General features: G+C 68.9%; 20 protein-coding genes, 1 other RNA gene and 2 pseudogenes. 9 read left to right on the top strand and 14 right to left on the bottom strand.

The window, feature by feature from the left end; genetic code table 11:
• Positions 1-131 precede the first annotated feature (131 nt).
• Positions 132-1,679, top strand: a complete 1,548-nt coding sequence (locus SALMUC_RS24165; protein WP_020041583.1) for a trimethylamine methyltransferase family protein — start codon at positions 132-134, stop codon at positions 1,677-1,679.
• On the opposite strand, the gene SALMUC_RS24170 is transcribed toward SALMUC_RS24165, so the two are convergent.
• Complete coding sequence (locus tag SALMUC_RS24170; RefSeq protein ID WP_020041584.1) at positions 1,672-1,980, bottom strand: DUF6477 family protein; 309 nt, start codon at positions 1,978-1,980, stop codon at positions 1,672-1,674. The two genes, SALMUC_RS24165 and SALMUC_RS24170, sit on opposite strands and share 8 nt — an antisense overlap.
• A 224-nt stretch (positions 1,981-2,204) precedes the next feature.
• On the opposite strand from SALMUC_RS24170, the gene SALMUC_RS24175 reads away from it, so the two are divergent.
• Positions 2,205-3,317 (top strand): DUF6456 domain-containing protein, encoded by a 1,113-nt coding sequence (locus tag SALMUC_RS24175; RefSeq protein WP_021120927.1) that lies wholly within the window; start codon positions 2,205-2,207, stop codon positions 3,315-3,317.
• Positions 3,318-3,444: 127 nt separating this feature from the next.
• Here SALMUC_RS24175 and SALMUC_RS24180 read toward each other — a convergent pair whose 3' ends face one another.
• Positions 3,445-3,993 (bottom strand): peroxiredoxin, encoded by a 549-nt coding sequence (locus tag SALMUC_RS24180; protein WP_020043376.1) that lies wholly within the window; start codon positions 3,991-3,993, stop codon positions 3,445-3,447.
• 235 nt (positions 3,994-4,228) lie between these two features.
• On the opposite strand from SALMUC_RS24180, the gene lipA reads away from it, so the two are divergent.
• Positions 4,229-5,179, top strand: a complete 951-nt coding sequence (gene lipA, locus SALMUC_RS24185; protein WP_020043375.1) for a lipoyl synthase — start codon at positions 4,229-4,231, stop codon at positions 5,177-5,179.
• A 160-nt stretch (positions 5,180-5,339) separates the two neighbouring features.
• On the opposite strand, the gene SALMUC_RS24190 is transcribed toward lipA, so the two are convergent.
• From SALMUC_RS24190 to SALMUC_RS24235, 11 genes are all read right to left on the bottom strand, one after another.
• Positions 5,340-5,567, bottom strand: a complete 228-nt coding sequence (locus SALMUC_RS24190; protein WP_020043374.1) for a ribbon-helix-helix domain-containing protein — start codon at positions 5,565-5,567, stop codon at positions 5,340-5,342.
• Entirely contained in the window at positions 5,564-5,740 is a 177-nt protein-coding gene (locus SALMUC_RS24195; protein WP_020043373.1) for a DUF4169 family protein, read from the bottom strand. Before SALMUC_RS24195 ends, SALMUC_RS24190 begins: the two co-directional genes overlap by 4 nt.
• 79 nt (positions 5,741-5,819) lie before the next feature.
• Positions 5,820-7,214: a class II fumarate hydratase gene (gene fumC / locus SALMUC_RS24200; RefSeq protein WP_020043372.1), complete on the bottom strand. Its 1,395-nt coding sequence runs from the start codon at positions 7,212-7,214 to the stop codon at positions 5,820-5,822.
• A gap of 111 nt (positions 7,215-7,325) precedes the next feature.
• A complete protein-coding gene (locus tag SALMUC_RS24205; protein ID WP_020043371.1) occupies positions 7,326-7,796 on the bottom strand; it encodes an SspB family protein in 471 nt (156 codons plus the stop codon).
• A 93-nt stretch (positions 7,797-7,889) separates the two neighbouring features.
• Complete coding sequence (gene chrA / locus SALMUC_RS24210) at positions 7,890-9,122, bottom strand: chromate efflux transporter (protein ID WP_020043370.1); 1,233 nt, start codon at positions 9,120-9,122, stop codon at positions 7,890-7,892.
• 98 nt (positions 9,123-9,220) lie between these two features.
• The gene (locus tag SALMUC_RS24215; protein WP_020043369.1) at positions 9,221-9,871 is read right to left on the bottom strand and encodes a DUF1194 domain-containing protein; all 651 of its coding nucleotides are present in this window, start codon (positions 9,869-9,871) and stop codon (positions 9,221-9,223) included.
• Positions 9,872-9,925: 54 nt separating this feature from the next.
• Positions 9,926-10,275, bottom strand: a transfer-messenger RNA (tmRNA) gene (gene ssrA, locus SALMUC_RS29310).
• 107 nt (positions 10,276-10,382) lie between these two features.
• Complete coding sequence (locus SALMUC_RS24220) at positions 10,383-11,825, bottom strand: TRAP transporter large permease (RefSeq protein ID WP_020043368.1); 1,443 nt, start codon at positions 11,823-11,825, stop codon at positions 10,383-10,385.
• A 1-nt stretch (position 11,826) separates the two neighbouring features.
• Entirely contained in the window at positions 11,827-12,627 is an 801-nt protein-coding gene (locus SALMUC_RS24225) for a TRAP transporter small permease subunit (protein WP_020043367.1), read from the bottom strand.
• Between the two features lie 77 nt (positions 12,628-12,704).
• A complete protein-coding gene (locus SALMUC_RS24230; RefSeq protein WP_020043366.1) occupies positions 12,705-13,766 on the bottom strand; it encodes a TRAP transporter substrate-binding protein in 1,062 nt (353 codons plus the stop codon).
• Positions 13,767-13,944: 178 nt separating this feature from the next.
• Positions 13,945-14,298 (bottom strand): DUF4345 family protein, encoded by a 354-nt coding sequence (locus SALMUC_RS24235; protein WP_020043365.1) that lies wholly within the window; start codon positions 14,296-14,298, stop codon positions 13,945-13,947.
• Between the two features lie 168 nt (positions 14,299-14,466).
• Between SALMUC_RS24235 and SALMUC_RS24240 the strand changes: the two genes are divergently transcribed.
• The 6 genes and pseudogenes from SALMUC_RS24240 (at position 14,467) to SALMUC_RS24265 (ending at position 20,385) form a co-directional block, all read left to right on the top strand.
• Positions 14,467-14,985, top strand: coding sequence for a DinB family protein (locus SALMUC_RS24240; protein ID WP_020043364.1), 519 nt, complete (start codon positions 14,467-14,469; stop codon positions 14,983-14,985).
• A gap of 60 nt (positions 14,986-15,045) precedes the next feature.
• Positions 15,046-16,042, top strand: a pseudogene (gene acuI / locus SALMUC_RS24245) (acryloyl-CoA reductase).
• A gap of 266 nt (positions 16,043-16,308) precedes the next feature.
• Positions 16,309-16,722 (top strand): universal stress protein, encoded by a 414-nt coding sequence (locus SALMUC_RS24250; protein ID WP_020043362.1) that lies wholly within the window; start codon positions 16,309-16,311, stop codon positions 16,720-16,722.
• A gap of 45 nt (positions 16,723-16,767) precedes the next feature.
• Positions 16,768-18,417, top strand: coding sequence for a BCCT family transporter (locus SALMUC_RS24255; protein WP_020043361.1), 1,650 nt, complete (start codon positions 16,768-16,770; stop codon positions 18,415-18,417).
• A 115-nt stretch (positions 18,418-18,532) separates the two neighbouring features.
• Positions 18,533-19,300, top strand: coding sequence for an SDR family NAD(P)-dependent oxidoreductase (locus SALMUC_RS24260; RefSeq protein ID WP_020043360.1), 768 nt, complete (start codon positions 18,533-18,535; stop codon positions 19,298-19,300).
• 80 nt (positions 19,301-19,380) lie between these two features.
• Positions 19,381-20,385, top strand: coding sequence for an LLM class flavin-dependent oxidoreductase (locus SALMUC_RS24265; RefSeq protein ID WP_020043359.1), 1,005 nt, complete (start codon positions 19,381-19,383; stop codon positions 20,383-20,385).
• An 11-nt stretch (positions 20,386-20,396) separates the two neighbouring features.
• Here the strand turns inward: SALMUC_RS24265 and SALMUC_RS30725 are convergent.
• Positions 20,397-20,622: pseudogene (locus SALMUC_RS30725) on the bottom strand (helix-hairpin-helix domain-containing protein); the annotation flags it as partial.

Below are 20,622 nucleotides of genomic sequence, written 5' to 3' on the forward strand. Positions count from 1 at the left end.
GCGCCTTGATCTCGCGCATCGCGGGGCAGGGGCCGCCACGGAATGTCGCTTTTCCCCGTCATGCGCCGCAATCGCGACAAAACGAGGGGCGCAGTCGGGCTAGGGTCCGGGAAACGGCGCGGAGAACGGACATGGGCGAACCGGCGACCACACGGAGACGGACACGCGGCGGCGGCGGCGCTGCCCGGCGTGCCGAGCGGGGCAACGCCTCGGTCGAGACCGCGAAATACATCGAACGCAACATCCCGCTCTTCGAGGTGCTCGACGCCGAGGCGCTCGAGGCCATCGAGCACCACGCCGAGACCGTGCTGGAAGAGATCGGCGTCAACTTCGTCAACAACCCCGGCGCGCTCGAGCGCTGGCGCGCCGCCGGGGCCTCGGTCGACGCCGAGCGCGTGCGCCTGCCGCGCGGCCTTGCGCGCCAGCTCTGCGCCACGGCACCGGCCAAGTTCACGCAGGTCGCCCGCAACCCCGAGCGCAGCGTCGAGATCGGCGGCAAGAACCTCGTGCTCGCCCCGGTCTACGGCCCGCCCTTCGTGCACGACATGGAAGGCGGCCGCCGCTACGCCAAGCTCGAGGACTTCCGCAACTTCGTGAAGCTCGGGCAGATGTCGCGCTGGCTGCACCACTCCGGCGGCACCGTCTGCGAGCCCACGGACGTGCCGGTGAACAAGCGCCACCTCGACATGGTGCACGCGCACATGACGCTCTCGGACAAGCCCTTCATGGGTTCGGTCACCGATCCCTCGCGCGCCGAGGACTGCGTCGAGATGTGCGGCCTGCTCTTCGGCGAGCAGTTCGTGCAGGACAACACGGTGATGACCTCGCTCATCAACATCAACTCGCCGCTCACCTTCGACGAGGTCATGGTCGGCGCGCTCGAGGTCTATGCCGCCAACAACCAGGCCTGCATCGTCTCGCCCTTCATCGTGGGCGGCGCGATGGCGCCGGTCTCGGTCGCGGGCACGCTGGTCCAGGTGCTGGCCGAGGTCATGGCCGGCGTCGCCTACTCCCAGCTCGTGCGCCCCGGCGCGCCGGTGATCTTCGGCGCCTTCGTCACCTCGATCGACATGAACTCGGGCGCGCCCACCTTCGGCACCCCCGAGGCCGCGCAGATCACCTACGGCGCCGGCCAGCTCGCCCGGCGCCTCGGCCTGCCGTTCCGCTCGGCGGGCTCCTTCTGCGGCGCCAAGCTGCCCGACGCGCAGGCCGCCTACGAAACCGCGAACACGCTGAACGTGGGCCTGCTCTCGGGCGTGAACTTCATGCTGCATTCCTGCGGCTGGCTCGAAGGGGGGCTCGTCGCCTCCTACGAGAAGTTCGTCATGGACGCCGACCAGCTCGGCGCGCTGCACCGCATGGCGGCGGGCGTGCGCGTGGACGAGGACAGCCTCGCCATGGACGCCATCCGCGAGGTCGGCCCCGGCGGTCACTACCTCGGCTGCGCCCACACCCAGAAGCATTTCAAGACCGCCTTCTGGCGCTCGGAGGTCTTCGACTACAAGCCCTACGAGACCTGGATCGAAGAGGGCGGCGCCGAGACGCCCGAACTGGCGGGCCGCCGCGTCGCGAAGCTCCTCGCGAGCTACGAGGCCCCGCCGATGGACCCGGGCATCGCCGAGTCGCTGACCGACTTCGTCGCCCGCAAGAAGGCCGCGGTGCCCGACAGCTTCATGTAAGCCCGGCCGCGCCGCGCTCGCCCGCGGCGCGCAGCCGCCGCGACTCGCCCATGACCGCCGAGAGCACCTCGACGTGGCGCGTGACCGAATAGGTCGCGTCGCCCCGTCGGCGGCTCTCGTCCAGGTCGGCCTCCAACTCCATCAGCTGCAGCAGCGCCGACGCGCTGCGGGGCAGGGCGGCCAGTCCCAGCAGGCGCGGCAACCGCGCCTCGCGGCGGTAATCCTCGGCCCCGATGCGGGCAGCCCGAACCAGCAGGCGGGGGCGGCGCAGGGTTTTCACGAGGCTCAGCAGATCTTTCATCGTTCCGGTCCCTTGTTGGCTTGGTCCCGGTCATCTTGCACGCCCCGTCGCGGTGTTGCCGGACCGCCCGGACACGCGGTCGGTAAGTTCAATGTTGTTTATAATTTGTCGATAAATTGTTCTGTGCCAGTGCATTGTTAACTAAGGGGTAATCTTTGCCCGCCTAGGTTGCAGATCGTTGGGGATAAATCTGTGGATGAAATCATGGTTGAGGGAACGCCGAGATGTTCTGCCGCGCTGACCGCGATCTGAGCGATCGCATCCCGTCGTGGGTGCCGGAGGACGCCCGGCTCTACCTCGCACATACCGAGGGCGGCGCGGCCATACGACAACTCGCACGCGAGGCCGGGCGGCATGCCTCGACGGTGCTCCGACAGGTGCGCCGCATCGAGACCCTGCGAGACGACCCGCTTGTCGATGGCGCGCTGCGCCGCCTCGGCCGCCCGGCGGAGGGCCTGCGCGCGGACCAATCCAGAAAGGAGACCGAGCGGATGCAACAGCAACCCGTTGGCAACCAGGTACCGGACGCGGCGACCCTGGCCCGCGAGGCCCGGCGCGTTCTTCGCCGCATGTGCGAGACAGGCGCGGTCCTTGCCGTGGCCGCCGAGATGGACAAGGCGGTGGTCGTGCGCGACACCGGCGACGGCGGCTCGACCCGCACCGCCGTGGTCGATGCCGAGATCGCCCAGGCGCTGGCGCTCAAGGGCTGGATCGCCTGCGACGCGCCGGGGCGCATCTCGCGCTACCACATCACCGGCGCGGGCCGGGGCGCGCTCAGCAAGCTCCTGGCCGAGCACGAGACACGCCTGCGCGGCTTTTCCGAGGCGCAGGCCGGCTTCGACAGCGGCCAGGCGGCCGAGGCGGCGATGGCCGCCGAAGACGCCGACCCGCGCCGCCGCCGCCACGTCATCGCCGAAAGCCCGCTCGCCGCGCTCGCGCGGCGGCGCGACCGTGACGGCACGCCCTTCCTTGCCGAGGATCTGGTGCGCGCCGGCGAACGCCTGCGCGAGGATTTCGAGCTCGCGCAGATGGGCCCGCGGACCACCCAGAACTGGGACCGGTTCCTGACCGCCGGCATCGAGGGCGGCCTCGCGCCGCAACCCGGCCACGGCCCCGAGGCGGCCCGCACCCGGCTCACCGCGGCCCTGCGCGAGCTGGGCCCGGGCCTCGGCGACGTGGCGCTGCACTGCTGCTGCTACCTAGAGGGGCTCGAGACCACGGAAAAGCGCATGGGCTGGGCGGCACGCTCGGGCAAGGTCGTCCTGCGCATCGCACTGCAGCGGCTCCACCGCCACTATGAGGTGGCGATCGGCCCGGGCGGCGGGCTCATCGGCTGACCCGCGCCCACCGGCCACAAAAAGAGGGGCGGCGCGATTGCGCCGCCCCTTGTCGTTTCACCTCAAATCCCGAGAGCCGGCCTCACGTTGGTCACCGGAGCCATCGTCCCCGATGCCAAGGGCGGCTTCAGGCCGCCTCGGTCTTCTCGGCCTGGGCCAGGTAGTCGAGCAGGGTCTCCGGGCTCGACACGCCGTAGGGATCCTCGCCGTGGTTGTCGCAGAGTCCCGGCTCCTCGAACCAGGCCTCGATCACGCCGTCGTTGACCACGGCGGCATAGCGCCACGACCGCATCCCGAAGCCCAGGTTGTCCTTGGCCACCAGCATGCCGATGCGGCGGGTGAACTCGCCCGAGCCGTCGGGGATGACCTTCACGGCCTGCAGGCCCTGCGCCTCGGCCCACTTGTTCATCACGAAGCTGTCGTTCACCGACATGCAGTAGATCTCGTCGATGCCGTGCTCGGCAAAGGTCTGCGCGTTCTTCTCGAAGCCGGGCAGCTGGTAGGTCGAGCAGGTCGGCGTGAAGGCGCCGGGCAGCGAGAAGAGGATCACGCGCTTGCCCTTGAAATAGTCGGCCGTGGTCATGTCCTGCCAGCGGAAGGGGTTGGTCCCGCCGACGGATTCGTCGCGGACGCGGGTGCGGAAGGTGACCTCGGGAAGGGCGACTCCGGGTTTCATCAATGAACTCCTTTGACGATCGGCTCCTCCCTGCGGCCGGAATAGGACGCACCGCGCGCGACCGCAAGCCTCGCCCGGGCCCGCGCCGCGCCCCCGCCCGGCCCGCGCCCGCGGCGGCGGCGCCTGACCCGGAAAACGGGCGCCCCCGTCGCAGGCCGGCAAGGGCACTGGCACCTCGCGCCCGAAGGGTCTATGTTACGCGGCGAAGGACACCCACATCGCGGGGACGAACGTTTTGCGAGACCTCAAGATCCCGGACCAGCGCCACCCGGAAAAGGCGCACCGCAAGGACAATCCGCAGCCGAAGAAGCCGGAGTGGATCCGCGTCAAGGCGCCCGGCGGCGAGGGCTACAACTCCACCCGCCGCATCCTGCGCGAGCACAACCTGCACACCGTCTGCGAAGAGGCAGGCTGCCCCAACGCCGGCGAATGCTGGAACGCGGGCCACGCCACCATGATGATCATGGGCGACATCTGCACCCGCGGCTGCACCTTCTGCAACATCGCCACCGGCCGGCCCGAGACCCTCGACGTCTTCGAGCCGGGCCGCGTCGCCGACGCGGTCGAGAAGCTGGGCCTGAACCACGTGGTCATCACCTCGGTCGACCGCGACGACCTCGACGACGGCGGGGCGGAGCATTTCGCCCAGACCATCCGCGCCATCCGCCACCGCTCGCCCGGCACCACGATCGAGATCCTGACGCCGGACTTCCTCAAGTGCGGCCCCGAGGCGCTCGAGGTGGTCGTCGCGGCGAAACCCGACGTCTTCAACCACAACCTCGAGACGGTGCCGGGCCTCTACCCCTCGGTCCGCCCCGGCGCGCGCTACTTCCACTCGCTGCGCCTGCTTCAGCGGGTCAAGGAGCAGGACCCCTCGGTGTTCACCAAGTCCGGCATCATGGTCGGCCTCGGCGAGACCCGCGAACAGGTCGTGCAGATCATGGACGACATGCGCGCGGCGGACGTGGATTTCCTGACCATCGGCCAGTACCTGCAGCCGACGCCCAAGCACCACGCGGTCGACCGTTTCGTCACCCCGGACGAGTTCCGCAACTACGAGAAATCGGCCTTCGGCAAGGGCTTCCTGATGGTCTCGGCAACGCCGCTGACCCGCTCGAGCTACCACGCCGGCGACGACTTCGCCCGCCTGCGCGAGGCCCGCGAAAAGAAGCTGGCCGCGGTCTGATCCCGGGCGCCCCGCTGGGGCGCCCGCACCACCCCCGCGCTTCTTCTTGTTCCAAATACGCCCGGCACGCCCTCCGGACCCGGCCCCCCGGCCGGAGAGCGCGCCGCCAAATTCCTTGCAAAGGAATTGAATTTATTTTGCCGAAAGAATTTCGCGCCCCTCAGCCGGTGGCGCGTCCCTTGACCCGGTTCAGCACGTAGACCCGGATGGCCGAGGCCAATCCGGCTTCGAGCCCGCGCTGCTCGTCGACCTCGGCGGCGAGCTCGTTCAGCGCCTTGCCGTCGTCGCGGGCAATGGCACGAAACTCCTGCCAGAAGTCCTCCTCCAGCGAGACCGAAGTCCGGTGGCCGCGCAGGGTGAGGGACCGTTTGACCGGCCGCCCGCTCATTCGTCGAGCTTTGCGCCGTCCAGGTCGCGCTCGGCCCGCTCCGTGCGGGCGCGCTCCTGAGCCTTCTCCGCCTTCGAGCGGCCGTGCTTGGCGGCGTTCTCGTCGGCCGTCGCGCGTTTCTCGTCGCGCGCCTTCTGCTTGCGGAAGCGATTGAGGTTGATGACGTTGCTCATGGCCGGGAAGAATAGCGCAAGCCCGTGATCCGGCAACAGGAACCTGCCCCGCGCGCGGCACGCGCGGGGCAGGGGGCCCTCACTCCTTGGGGCCGATCATCTGCTCGGGCCGCACCACCCGGTCGAAGGTCTCCTCGTCGACGAAGCCCAGCGCCACGGCCTCCTCGCGCAGGGTGGTGCCGTTCTTGTGCGCGGTCTTGGCGACCTTGGTGGCATTGTCGTAGCCGATGGTCGGCGCCAGCGCCGTGACCAGCATCAGCGATTCGGTCATCAGCTTCTCGATCCGCGTCTCGTTGGCCTGGATGCCCACCACCATGTTGTCGGTGAAGGCCGAGGCGCTGTCGCCCAGCAGCTGCATCGACTGCAGCACGTTGTAGCTCATCATCGGGTTGTAGACGTTGAGCTCGAAGTGCCCCTGGCTGCCGGCGAAACCGACCGCCGCGTCGTTGCCCATGACATGCGCGCAGACCATGGTCAGCGCTTCCGCCTGCGTCGGGTTCACCTTGCCCGGCATGATCGAGCTGCCCGGCTCGTTCTCCGGCAGGATCAGCTCGCCCAGGCCCGAGCGCGGGCCCGAGCCCAGCAGCCGGATGTCGTTGGCGATCTTGAAGAGGCTCGCCGCCACGGTCTTGAGCGCGCCCGAGAACATCACCATGGCGTCATGCGCCGCCAGCGCCTCGAACTTGTTGGGCGCGGTCTTGAAGGGCAGCCCGGTGATCTCGGCCATGTTGGCGGCGACCTCCTCGGCCCAGCCCTTCTTGGTGTTGAGCCCGGTGCCCACGGCGGTGCCGCCCTGCGCCAGCTCGTAGATGTCGGCAAGCGCGATCTCGACCCGCTCGATGCCCTTCTTGAGCTGGTGCGCGTAGCCCGAGAACTCCTGCCCCAGCGTCAGCGGCGTCGCGTCCTGGGTGTGGGTGCGGCCGATCTTGATGATGCCCGCGAACTCCTCGGACTTCGCCTCGAGCGCGGCGTGCAGCTTGCGCAGGTCGGGCAGCAGCCCGTCGCGCGCCTGCATGGCGATGCCCACGTGCATGGCCGTCGGGAAGGTGTCGTTCGACGACTGGCCCATGTTGCAGTGATCGTTGGGGTGCACGGGCTTTTTCGAGCCCATCTCGCCGCCCAGCATCTCGATCGCGCGGTTTGAGATCACCTCGTTGGCGTTCATGTTCGACTGCGTGCCCGAGCCGGTCTGCCAGACCACCAGCGGGAAGTTGTCGTCGAACTTGCCCTCGATCACTTCGCCGGCGGCGGCGATGATCGCGTCCGCGATCTCGGCCTCCATGGCGCCGCTGGCCTTGTTGGCCATGGCGCAGGCCTTCTTGACCACGCCCAGTGCGCGGACGATCGGCACCGGCTGCTTTTCCCAGCCGATGGGAAAGTTCATGATCGAGCGCTGCGTCTGCGCGCCCCAGTACTTCTCGGCGGGAACCTCGAGCGGGCCGAAGCTGTCGGTTTCGGTGCGGGTCGTGGCCATCTCTGCCTCCTCGTGCATGCGGTTGCATACCCGATACCGCCCGAGGGGGCGCAGGGCAACGGCCAGATGCAGGGCACGCGCGGTGTTAGCGCTGCCCCGCGGTCCGGGCGCTCAGTGCTTGCGGAACTTGTCGAGGCTGACGACCTCGGCGTCGTGGGTCTGGCCCTCGTCCTCGCCGCCGTCCGGGTCGTCGTCGGGCGGGGTGGGCTCGTCGTCGTCGTCCTCGTCCTCGTGGGTCTCGAATCGCAGGCCGAATTCCACCGAGGGGTCCACGAAGGTCTTGATCGCGTCGTAGGGGATATAGAGCCGCTCCGGCGCATCGCCGAAGTTGAGCGTCACGGCGAAGCCCTCGGGGTTCACCTCGAGCGCGTCGAACCAGTGCTGGATCACCACCGTCATCTCGCCGGGATAGCGGTCCGACAGCCAGTCGGCGATTTCCACGTCCGGGTGCTGGGTGTCGAAGGTGATGAAGAAGTGATGCTCGCCGGGCAAGCCGTGTTCCTGAACGTCCGTCAGAACGTCGTTGATAAGCGACCGCATGGCGCGGTGCATGAGGTTGCCATAGTCGATGCCGCCGGACATGCCACCAATCCTTGTGTCTTCCGCCTCACCATATTCGATTTGGCGGCGAGGAAAAGGCCGCGGGCCCGGAAATTTCGGTCGCGACGTGCCGGCTCAGCCCAGCGCCCAGCCCGCACCGGCCGTCACGGCCAGCGTCAGCGGGATCGACCGCTTCAGCCCGAGCAGCAGGACGGCGGCCAGCAGCGCGAGCGCCAGCGCCTCGGGCCGGAAGGTCTCGATCCGGGGCAGGACGGGCGAGAGCCAGCCCTCCGGCCGGGTCGTCCCGGCGAAGAGCACGTTCAGCGCGAACCACAGCGAGAGGTTCGCGATCACCCCCAGCACGGCGGCGGTGATGGCCGAGAGCGCGCCCTGCAGCGCCGGCCGCGCGAGCAGCCGCTCGAGATGCGGCGCGAAGGCGAAGATCCACAGGAAGCAGGGCGTGAAGGTCATCCAGAGCGTCAGCAGGCTCGCCGCCGCCGCCAGCCCCGGGCCGCCGGCGAAATGGCCCGCGAGCTGGCCGGTGAACTGCGTCACGAGGATGAGCGGGCCGGGCGTGGTCTCGGCCAGCCCCAGCGCGTCGGCCATCTGCGCGGGGCTCAGCCAGCCGCGGATCTCGACGACCTCCTGCGCCATGTAGGCGAGCACGGCATAGGCGCCCCCGAAGCTCACCACGGCGAGCTTGGCGAAGAAGGCGGCGAGGTCGAAGAGCAGGTCCTGCCCGGCAAGCGCCAGCAGCGGCAGCGGCGCGAGCCAGAGCGCCGCCCAGACCGCGATGGTGCGCAGGTTGCGCGCGCTTTCGGCAGGCGGCGCGGGGTGGGGCGTTCCCTGCGCGCTGCGCCAGCCCCAGAGCGCGGCGGCGCCGATCACCAGCGGAAAGGGGGCCTGCACGAGGTAGAGCGCGGCAAAGGCCAGCGCCGCGATCACCGGCGCGCCGGGCGCCTGGAGCGCCTTCGCGCGCAGCCGCACCAGCGCCTGCACCACGATGACGATGACCGTGGCCTTGACCCCCAGCAGCAGCGCCTCGGTCGCGGGCCGCGTGCCGTAGAGCGCGTAAAGCGCCGCCAGCGCCGCGATCACCAGCGCGCCCGGCAGCACGAACAGTGCGCCCGCGATCAGTCCGCCCGCGGTGCCGCGCAGCCGCCAGCCGGCATAGGTGCAAAGCTGCATCGCCTCGGGGCCGGGCAGCAGCATGCAGAAGGAGAGCGCCGAGAGGAACTGCCGCTCGGTCAGCCAGCCGCGCTCCTCCACCAGCACGCGGTGCATCAACGCGATCTGCGCGGCGGGTCCGCCGAAGCTGAGCAGGCCGATGCGGCCGAAGGTGCGGAAGAGGTCGGGAAGGCTGGGCATGACGGGCAAGCTGTGGGGCTCTTTCGTGACAACCGCGTGACGCTCCGTGCCGGGTGCGCCCACCCCGGCACGCCCTCGACCGGGGAGGGAGAATCGCCTCACCCCAGCACCCGCGAGATCTCGCGCAGGATCTTGCGGCGCAGGGTCTCGGGGTAGCTGCGGTGCCCGCGCGCGGTCATCACGAAACCGTCGCGGGTCACGAGGTTGCGGGCGTAGAAATTGGTGATGGCGACGCCCCGGCCCGCCGCCTCGATCGCAAGGCCGTTGACGGTGACGCCCATGCGCTCGGCCCGCCGCCGCGCGCCGCCCATGGCGCCGCCCGCGTTGGGCGTGCCGTCGCCCGAGACATCGACCACGCGCCGCCCGCAGTCGGGCGCCGTCGAGAAAAGATCGAGCGCCCGGTGCAGCGCCGAGGCAGGCGCCGTGTCCGACAGCACGAAGGCCCGCTCCATGGCGCGCGCCTGCGCCGCGAAGGCGCTGACATGCGCGGGGCTCAGCATCCGCGTCCAGCCGATCGAGACCTGCTGCCGGTCCGCGCCCGCCCATTGCAGCACTGCGAGCGCCACCCCGTCGCGCACGAGAATCTCGGCGATCTCGGGATCCTCGAGCGCATCGGCCAGCCCGTCGGCCTGCAGCCGGTACTCCGCGACATCGACCGAGTTCGAGACATCCATCGCCAGCACGAGCGCCGTCTCGCAGGCCCGCGCGGCGGGGGCGAGACAGAGCAGGGCGGCAAGCAATCTGAGCATGCAACGGATGCTCGCAGCGCGCCGCGGGGCGGTCAATCGTCATGTTGAGAAGGAAATGCAGGCTTCTGTTGCCAGGTGCCTGCGAACCCCGCCTTACGCTGCTAGGCGCAAGGGCTTAAGTTTCGGTCTTGTTACCGCTTACGCGGCAACTGCAACCGGAGCACGATTGTCGTTGGCAATTATGCTTAATGAACCGATAACGGTGGTATCTCACCGGGACAAAGCCACATCTTTACACGTTCGTCGATCCTGTTTCGGCCCCATGATCCCCCCAACGACGGGTTTATGGTGGAGCCGCCGGGTACCGCCCCCGGGTCCGATCCGCTTATTTCATGCGCGTTTATGCCCATAGTCCCTTGCGGGACATCGCTAAGATAGGCGCTGGTCTTCCGGTGTTCAAGGGGCAGATGAGGGCCTCCGGCGGGCGTATTTGAAAACAAGAAGAAGAGGGGCGCGGTGCCCGGGTCTTCTTCTTGTTCCAAATACGCAATCCGCCCTCGCCACGGCGCGCTCAGTTCCCGTAGGCCGCCGCCGGCAACCATGTGGTCAGGGCCGGGAACTCGAAGACGATGAAGAGGCCCAGCAGCTGCAGCAGCACGAAGGGGATGATCCCGCGGTAGATGTGTGCAAGCGACACGCCCGGCGGGCAGACCCCCTTCAGGTAGAAGAGCGCGAAGCCCACGGGCGGGGTCAGGAACGAGGTCTGCAGCGTCACCGCCACGAGGATCGCGAACCAGACCACGGCCGGGTCGCGGACCTGGTCGAAGCCCGGCACCGCGAGATCGAGCCCGTGGATGATCGGCAGCATCAGCGGCATGATGATGATGGTGATCTCGATCCAGTCCAGCAGGAAGCCCAGGCAGAAGACGATGAAGAGGATGAAGGCCACCGTCAGGTAGGGGTCGCCGAAGGCCGAGAGCACCAGCTCCTGCACGATCTCGTCGCCGCCGTAGCGCCGCAGCACGTAGGCGAAGAAGTTCGCCGCGAGGAAGATGCCGACGATGTAGCCCGAGGTGTTGAGCGTCGAGCGCGCGACCTCGCGGAAGACCTTCCAGTTGAGCTTGCGGTTGGCCAGCGCCAGCAGCGTGGCGCCCAGCGCGCCCAGTCCCGAGGCCTCGGTCGGGGTTGCGAGGCCGATGAAGATCGAGCCCAGCACCAGCAGGATCAGGAACATCGGCGGCACCACCGCCAGCAGCACCTCGCGGACTTCCGCCCAGCCGATCCCGCCCGTGCGCTCGGGCGCGGGCATGGCGTCGGGCGAGATCAGCCCGTAGATCACGATGAAGACGATGTAGAGCGCGCCCAGGATCAGCCCCGGGAAGAGGGCGCCCATGAAGAGGTCGCCCAGCGAGATCGCGAGCTGGTCGGACATGATGACCAGCATGATCGAGGGCGGGATCAGGATCCCCAGCGTGCCCGCGCTGGCGATCGTGCCCGTGGCGATGGGTTTCGAGTAGTTCTGCGCCATCATCGCCGGCAGGGCCATCACGCCCAGCAGGGTCACCGAGGCGCCGATCACGCCGGTCGAGGCCGCGAGGATGATGCCGATCAGCAGCACGGTCAGCGACAGCCCCCCGCGCAGCCCGCCGAAGAGCTTCTGCATCGACTGCATCATGCGCTGCGCCACGCCCGACTGGTCGAGCATCAGCCCCATGTAGATGAACATCGGCAGCGCCACGAGCACCGGGTTCTTGATCGTGTTGCCGAAGATGCGCCCGGAGAGTGCCTGCAGCCGGCGGTAGTCGATGCCCGTGCGGTCGAAGCCCATGAGGTCGCGCAGGGTCCCGCGGTAGGGGTCGAGGAAGATCTCGGCCACCAGCACGAAGAGCAGGCTCACGCCCACCAGCGCGAAGGCCACGGGGATGCCGCGGAAGAGCATCCAGATGAAGGTGGCGAACATGAAGGCCACCGCGATCTCGTTCACGGTGAGAACATCGGCGAGGGTGCTCAGCATCTCAGGCCTCCTTCTTGCGCGCGACGGCGCGCGCGATCACGATGGCGAGGACCGCCAGCACCAGCCCCGCGAGCACCGTGTAGCGCATCTCGTGGGGGCCCCATTCGATCTCGCCGAAGATGGCCGTGCGGCCCACGTCGCGGGCGTCCATCTCGGGGGTCTTCATCAGCCAGGCGACGCCGAAGACCGCGTAGTAGAAGACCAGGTTCATCACGTAGGCCGTGGCCGGGAAGGCGAAGAGCAGCTGCTTCCAGAGGTGCGGATAGGTGAGCTTGCCCAGCAGCCGCACGTAGGCCGACCAGGTCGCCACCGCGATCAGGATGAAGCTGAGGTTCATCAGCCCCTTCATGATCCACAGGTTGTGCAGCCCGTTGGGACTGTCCGAGCCCTCGTCGGCGCGGATCGAGGTCAGCGCGTAGTCCAGCGTCACGTCCCAGCACAGGATGATGAAGGGCAGGAACAGCCAGCCGAGGCCGAGGATGTCGGTCCGGATGCGCTTTCTCTGCTCGAAATTGTCGTAGAAGATGTCCACGCGCACGTGGCTGTTGGTGGTCACCGCGTAGGCGATCCCGACCAGCACCGCGGCGCCGTAGAGCCACCACTGCAGGTCGTCCAGCCAGGCCTGGTTGACGCCCGAGGTGCGCAGCACGACCTGCGCGCAGATGGCGACCATCAGGATCGGGAAGAGCCAGGCGGCGAGGTTCGACACCGCCACCACGAACCTGTCGCCCGCGTTGTGCTCCGCCCGCCCGATCTCGCCGGGATCGGATATCGCCGCGACGACCTCATGCTGCTCGGCCATTGCGCTCTCCTCCTGCTCAGAAGCCACCGGGGCGGCCGTGATGCCGCCCCGGAACCCCTGCGTCTTTCAATGTTGGATTACTGGTCCGCGACCGAGTTGTAGGGGCGCGGCAGGTAGATGTTGTCGCCCCAGATGGCATAGCCCTCGCGGAACTCCTGCAGGTCGTCCCAGACCTCCTTGAAGAAGGGGTCCTCGGCGGCCAGCTCCTCGGCGACCTCGAGCCAGGCGGTCTCGAAGGCCTGCAGCTGCTCCTCCGACCAGTTCTTGATCTCGACGCCGTGCTCCTCGACGTTCTCGTTCATCGCCGGGAAGTTCTTGGCCTCGCCCTCGGCGAAGTTGTCGGCGAGGTTGGCCATGCAGGCGATCTCGATCTGGTTCTGGGCGCGCTCGTCCAGGTCCTCCCAGCGGTCCTTGTTGATCAGCAGCTCGAACATGGTCGAGGGCTGGTGCCAGCCGGGGAAGTAGTTGTACTTCGCGATGTTGTAGAAGCCCAGGTTGGCGTCCACCAGCGGCATCGAGAACTCGGTCGCGTCGATCGCGCCGCGCTCGAGCGCCGGGAAGATGTCGCCGCCCGCCAGCAGCGAGGTCGACACGCCGATCTTCTGCATCACCTCGGCGCCCAGGCCGAAGAAGCGCATGTTGAGGCCCTGCAGGTCGTCGAGCGAAGTGATCTCTTCCTTGAACCAGCCCGAGGTCTCGGGGGCATACATGCCGCAGAGGATGACCTTCACGTTGTAGCCGTTGTCGTCGTACATCTGCTGGAAGTACGTCATGCCGTCGTCGTAGAGCATCCAGGCCAGCATCTCGCCCGGCTCGGGGCCGAAGGGCACGGCGGCGAAGAGGCCGGCGGCGTTCATCTTGCCCTGCCAGTAGCCGGAGGTCGAATAGGCCGCGTCGACCGAACCGTTCGAGGTCGCGTCAAGCATCTCGAGCGCAGGCACCAGCTCGCCGGGGTTGAAGTGCTCGAACTCCACCTCGGTCGAGATCGAGTTGATCTTGTCGACGAAGGCCACCGAGGCCGTGCCGAGGATCGGCAGGTTCTCGGCGTAGCCCGAGGTCATTTCGAAGAATTCCTGCGCACTGGCCGCACCGGACAGCGCGAAGGTGGCGGCCGCGGCCACCGTAAACGACTTTTTCATGATGTCTCCTCCCTGGTACACGACACCCCCTCCCCGGGGCATCTGGTAAGCTGGGCTTACCGCATTGGACGCTATAAGAGCGTCACGCGGCTGTGAATACCCAGAAATGCGTATTTGGCTTTCGCCGCGACATAATCTTGCGTGACGCCAGGTGCGGGCCGGGGCAGGGCGCGGCGCATCACAGGTGCGCCGTGGCCAGCAGCCAGGCGGCGGGCCCGGCCTCGAAGGCGAACCACATCGCGGCCTTGGGCTGCGGCGGGCGGTCCGCCACCATCGAGACCAGCCGCCCCGCCGCCGCGCCGGCATAGGCCACGCCCAGCATCGCGTAGGCCCAGGGGGCGCCGGTCAGCAGGCAGGCCCCGCCCATCGCCACGAAGAGCCCGCCCGCCGAGGCGCGCAGCTCGCTCAGGCCCATGGTGCTCTCGGTGGGCGCCATGTCGAGCACGCGCGCGGTGTAGCGCGGCGCGATGAAGCCGAAGAGGCCCAGCGCGACGGTCAGAAGGGCGATGGCGATATTGATGAACTCGGTCATGGGGCCTCGGGCGGCAGGGTTACGGGAACGTTTCTCTCTATACGCCGCGGCGGCGCCCCCGGATCTGAAAACCTCCGCGCGCCCGTGCTTGCAGCCGGGCCGGGGCTGGCCTTTACTGTCGGGCGACCGGTCCCGGCGCGGGGCGATGAGGGGCAAGGGAGAGCGGCGATGATCCTGACCCACGAGCAGGTGCTCACGATGGCGCGCTACAACGCCTGGCAGAACCGCCAGATGCGCGCCGCGCTCGAGACGCTGGACGACGCCGCGCTGCGCGCCGACCGGGGCGCGCATTTCGGCTCGATCTTCGCCACCGTCAATCACCTGCTCTGGGGCGACCGCATGTGGATGAGCCGCTTCGCCGGCTGGCCCGCCCCCGAAGGCGGCATCCCCGGCAGCACCACCGGCACGCCCACCTTCGCCGCCTGGGCCGCCGAGCGCTACCGCCTCGACGCGCGGATGCTGCTCTGGGCCAAGGGGCTGCGCGCCGTCGACCTGCAGGGCGACCTGCGCTGGATGTCCGGCGCCACCGGCCGCGAGCAGAGCCGATCGCTTGCGCAATGCGTCATGCACATGTTCAACCACCAGACGCACCACCGCGGGCAGGCTCACGCCATGACCACCGCCGCGGGCGCGCCGGGCTGGACCACCGACCTGGCCTTCATGCCGGAAGAGGGCCCCTGGCTGTGATCCGCGCCGCAAACGGCCTAGCTTGAAGGGCAGACCACGAGACAAGGAAAGGGAGAGGGCATGAGTTTCAACGCGCTTCTGGTTCAGAAGGACGACGAGAGCGGCAAGACCTCCGCCGCCGTCACGCAGATCGAGGACAGCGACCTGCCCGAGGGCGAGGTCACCGTCGCGGTCGAATATTCCACGCTCAACTACAAGGACGGGCTCTGCATCGGCCCCGGCGGCGGGCTGGTGCGCAAGTATCCCCACGTCCCGGGCATCGACTTCGCGGGCACCGTCGAAAGCTCCACCGACGACCGCTACAAGCCCGGCGACAAGGTCGTGCTGACCGGCTGGCGCGTGGGCGAGGCGCATTGGGGCGGCTATTCCCAGAAGGCGCGGGTCAAGGCCGACTGGCTGGTGCCGCTGCCCGAGGGGCTCGACACCCGGAAGGCGATGGCGGTGGGCACGGCGGGCTTCACCGCGATGCTCGCGGTCATGGCGCTCGAGGATCACGGTCTGAAACCCGGCAACGGCCCGGTGCTGGTCACCGGGGCCGCCGGCGGCGTGGGCTCGGTCGCCACGGCGATCCTCGCCAACCTCGGCCACGAGGTCGCCGCCGTCACCGGCCGCCCCGAGCAGGAGGACTACCTGCGCAGCCTCGGCGCCACGCAGATCGTGCCGCGCGCCGATCTCGCCGAGACGGTCAAGCGCCCGCTGGAAACCGAAAGCTGGGGCGGGCTGCGTCGATGCCGTGGGCGGCAGCATGCTCGCCCGCGTGCTGGGGCAGATGAAATACGGCGCCTCGGTCTCGGCGGTGGGTCTCGCGGGCGGCCCGCAGTTGCCCGCCACGGTCATTCCCTTCCTGCTGCGCGGCGTGAACCTGCTGGGCATCGACAGCGTCATGCAGCCCTACGACAATCGCCTGCGCGCCTGGCAGCGCGTCGCCCGCGACCTGCCGATGGACAAGCTCGAGGCCATGGTCCAGCCCGCGACGCTGGCCGACCTGCCGCGCCTCGGCGCCGAGATCCTCGAGGGCCAGGTCAAGGGCCGCGTGGTCGTCGACGTGAACGCCTGACGACAGGGCAGCCGGCCTCGCCCGGTTGCCATGCCTGCAACGACCTGCGAGTCAATCGCTTGCAAGCGGCGCTGGATGTCGTTTTTGAACCTTGAGGTGGGCGGTTCGTTTGCGGCACCTACCGCTTTCGGGTTACGATACCGTGAACGGAGCCCCTGAAGGCTCCGTCTCGACGGCGGAGCCGGCCGTGCCTTGCGGGGCGCGGCCTTTGCTGCCGCTCACGGTTGCCGCCCGCCGGCGGCCGATGACAATGACAGGAGGGACACGTGTTCAATCGCATCATGGTGCCGATCGATCTCACCCACGCCGACAAGCTGGAAAAGGCGCTCGACGTGGCGGGGGACCTGGCGGCACACTACGGGGCCACGCTGATCTACGTCGGCGTGACGACGGAGCAGCCGTCGTCGATCGCCCATACCCCGGCGGAATTCGCCGAAAAGCTCGAGGCCTTCGCCAAGGAAAAGGGCAAGGCGCACGGAACCGACGCGGAATCCAAGGCCTATTCCAGCCACGACCCGTCCATCGATCTCGACGACACGCTGCTCAAGGCAGTGGGCGAGACCGGGGCGGACCTGGTGGTCATGGCCAGCCACATCCCCAACGTCACCGACTACATCTGGCCGTCGAACGGCGGCACGATCGCCGGTCATTCCAAGGCGTCGGTCATGGTCGTGCGCTGAGGCGCGGACCGTTCCACAAGACAACAACGATAGGGAGTTGCGCGCATGAGCGACACATCCGAAGAAGATATTGGGGTCCCATCGCCTGACGGCGCCGCGGGCCTCATCGACACCGATTACGAGATCGGCCAGGACAACATCGAGACGACGATCGGCCCCTTCGGGCTCGACATCCACAACCCGGTGTTCCTGATCTCGGGCATCTCGGTGATCGCCTTCACCTTCTACACGCTGGCCCTGCCGGAACAGGCCGGGACCGTCTTCCAGTGGCTCTTCAACTCGGTCACCAAGGGCTTCGACTGGTTCTTCATCGGTGCCGCCAACATCTTCGTCCTCTTCTGCCTGCTGCTGATCGTCACCCCGGTCGGCAAGGTCCGCCTCGGCGGCAAGGAAGCGACGCCCGACTACAGCTACACCGGCTGGTTCGCGATGCTCTTCGCCGCCGGCATGGGCATCGGCCTCATGTTCTACGGCGTCTCCGAGCCCATGAGCCACTTCGGCACCTCCATCGGCGGCACCGCGGTCGGCGAGGACGGCGTGCGCACCGACTGGGCCCCGCTGGGCGCCGCGGGCGAGAACCAGGACGAGGCGGTCCGCCTCGCCTTCGCCGCGACCATCTTCCACTGGGGCCTGCACCCCTGGGCGATCTACGCCGTGGTGGCCCTGGCGCTGGCACTGTTCTCCTACAACAAGGGCCTGCCGCTCTCGATCCGCTCGGCCTTCTACCCGCTCCTGGGCGAGCGCGTCTGGGGCTGGTGGGGTCACATCATCGACACCCTCGCGGTCTTCGCCACGCTCTTCGGTCTGGCGACCTCGCTGGGTCTCGGCGCGACCCAGGCCAACGCCGGCCTGAACGAGCTCTTCGGCATCCCGGTGGGCGAGACGACCGAGGTGATCCTCATCACCGCGATCACCGGCGTGGCGCTGATCTCGGTGCTCCGCGGTCTCGACGGCGGCGTCAAGCTGCTCTCCGAGATCAACATGGGCCTCGCCGCGCTGCTGCTGATCTTCGTGCTCCTGACCGGGCCGACGATCCTGCTGCTCACCGGCTTCGTCGACTACCTCGGCGCCTACCTGCAGTACCTGCCGGCGCTCTCGAACCCGGTCGGCCGTGAAGACGTCAACTTCATGCAGGGCTGGACCTCGTTCTACTGGGCCTGGTGGATCTCCTGGTCGCCCTTCGTGGGCATGTTCATCGCCCGCGTCAGCCGTGGCCGCTCGGTGCGCGAGTTCATCACCTGCGTGCTGCTGATCCCCTCGGTGGTCTGCGTGCTCTGGATGGCCGTCTTCGGCGGCGCCGCGATCAACCAGGTGCTCGCCGACGGCTACACCGTGGCACAGGACGCGGCCCTCGAGCTCAAGCTCTTCAAGATGCTTGACGTGATGCCGCTCTCGTCGATCACCTCCTTCATCGGGATCGTGCTGGTCATCGTGTTCTTCGTGACCTCCTCGGACTCGGGCAGCCTCGTGATCGACACCATCACCGCCGGCGGCAAGGTCGACGCCCCGGTGCCGCAGCGTGTGTTCTGGTGCGTCTTCGAGGGCGCCGTGGCCATCGTGCTGCTGCTCTCGGCGGGCGGTCTGTCCTCGCTGCAGTCCATGGTGATCTCGACCGGTCTGCCCTTCACGCTGGTCCTGCTCGTCATGTGCTGGGCGATCTGGAAGGGCCTGCAGGCCGAGCGCGAAGTGCTCTGACATCGGCGCGGCCCCCTCGCGGGGCCGCGCCTCACGCCGCGTCCGGTGCCGCCGGACGCCTTGCCCTCCCGTCCGATCCGGGGTCAACTCCCGGAAAACGACGGGAGGGTTTTTCATGCAGATCACCAAAGACACCGTGGCCGTGGTCAGCGGCGGGGCCTCGGGCCTCGGCGGCGCCACCGCCGGCGCCCTGGCCGAGGCCGGCGCCCGCGTCACCATCCTCGACATGAACGCCGAGGCCGGGCAGGCCCGTGCCGAACAGATCGGCGGCCACTTCGCCGAATGCGACGTCAGCGATCCGGACAGCGTGGCCGCCGCGCTCGCGGGCGTGACGGAGCGCGAGGGCGCGCTTCACATCGCCGTCAGCTGCGCGGGCATCGCGCCCGGCGCCAAGACCGTCTCGCGCGGGGCGCCGCACGATGCCGCGACCTTCGCCAAGACCATCGCCGTGAACCTCACCGGCACCTTCAACCTCGCCAGCCAGGCCGCCGCCCTCATCGCCGGGAACGAGCCTCTCGACGCCGACGGCAACCGCGGCGTCATCGTCAACACCGCCTCGGTCGCGGCCTACGAGGGGCAGGTGGGGCAGGTGGCCTATTCCGCCTCCAAGGGCGGCGTCGTGGGCCTCACGCTGCCCATGGCGCGCGATCTCGCGCAGTATGGCATCCGCGTCTGCGCCATCGCGCCGGGGCTCTTCCTCACGCCGCTGATGCAGGGCTTGCCGGAAGAGGTCCGCGACAGCCTCGGCGGCCAGGTGCCCTTTCCCTCGCGTCTGGGCGACCCCTCGGAATTCGCCCGCCTCGCGCTGCACATCGTCGAGAATCCCATGCTCAACGGCGAGGTCATCCGCCTCGACGGCGCGATCCGCATGGCCCCGCGCTAAGGGCCGCCCGCCGGCGGGGGTCGCAATCCGCGCGGGCGGGGCCTACATCGGGGCGACAGGCAACCACCGGAGGCCGCCACATGATCCCGTTTTCCGTTCTCGACCTCGCCACCGTGCCCGACGGCGGCACCCCGGCCGACGCGCTCGCGAACTCCGTCGCGCTCGCCCGCAAGACCGAGCAGCTGGGCTACACCCGCTACTGGCTGGCCGAGCACCACAACATGCCGGGCATCGCCTCGGCCGCGACCTCGGTGCTGATCGGCCACGTCGCCGCCCACACCGAAAGCATCCGCGTCGGCGCGGGCGGCATCATGCTGCCCAACCACTCGCCGCTGGTCATCGCCGAGCAGTTCGGCACGCTGGAAACGCTCCACCCGGGCCGCATCGACCTCGGCCTCGGCCGGGCGCCCGGCTCGGACCAGGCCACCGCCATGGCGCTGCGCCGCAACCATGCCTCGGGCGACCGCTTCCCCGATGACGTGGTCGAGCTCATCGGCCTGCTGCAGGACGCGCAGGAGGGCCAGCAGATCCGCGCCGTGCCGGGCGAGGGCACCAACGTGCCGGTCTGGATCCTCGGCTCCTCGCTGTTCGGCGCGCAGCTCGCGGCGCACCTCGGGCTGCCCTATGCCTTCGCCTCGCACTTCGCGCCCGACGCGCTCGAGCAGGCCTCGCAGATCTACCGCGAACGCTTCCAGCCCGGCGTCACGCAGGAGCCGCACTTCATGCTCGCCGCCAACGTCTGGGCCGCCGACACCGAGGACGCGGCGCGCCGCATGAAGACCTCGCAGCAGCAGGCCTTCATCAACCTGCGCACCGGCCGTCCGGGCAAGCTGCCGCGCCCGGTGGACGACATCTCGCAGGTGGCCGATCCGCGCGCCGTCGCGATGGCCGACCACGCGCTGCGCGTCTCGGCCACGGGCACCGAGGCGCAGGTCGCCGAGCAGCTGGGCGCGATCATCGACCGCTACCGCCCCGACGAGCTGATCCTCTCGGGCGCCGCGCACGACAACACCGCGCGCATGCGCAGCTACGAGATCGCCGCCAGCGCACTGCGCGGCCTCGCGCCCCAGCGCGCCAGCGCCTGAACGGGCCGCGCCTAGTGCGCGGCCTGCGCCCGGGCCTGCGCGACCCAGTTGTCCCGGCCCGCGCGCCCGCCCACGCCGGGCAGGGTCGCATCGACCCAGGCGACCTCGGCCGGTGTCCACGCCGCGATCTGGTCGAAGTGGTAGTAGCCGTGCGCGTTCAGCGTCTCTTCCAGCTTCGGCCCGATCCCGGAAATCTGCTTGAGATCGTCCGCGCCGCCCGCGCGCGGGGCCTGCATC

This window comes from Salipiger mucosus DSM 16094, assembly GCF_000442255.1.
Lineage (GTDB): Bacteria > Pseudomonadota > Alphaproteobacteria > Rhodobacterales > Rhodobacteraceae > Salipiger > Salipiger mucosus.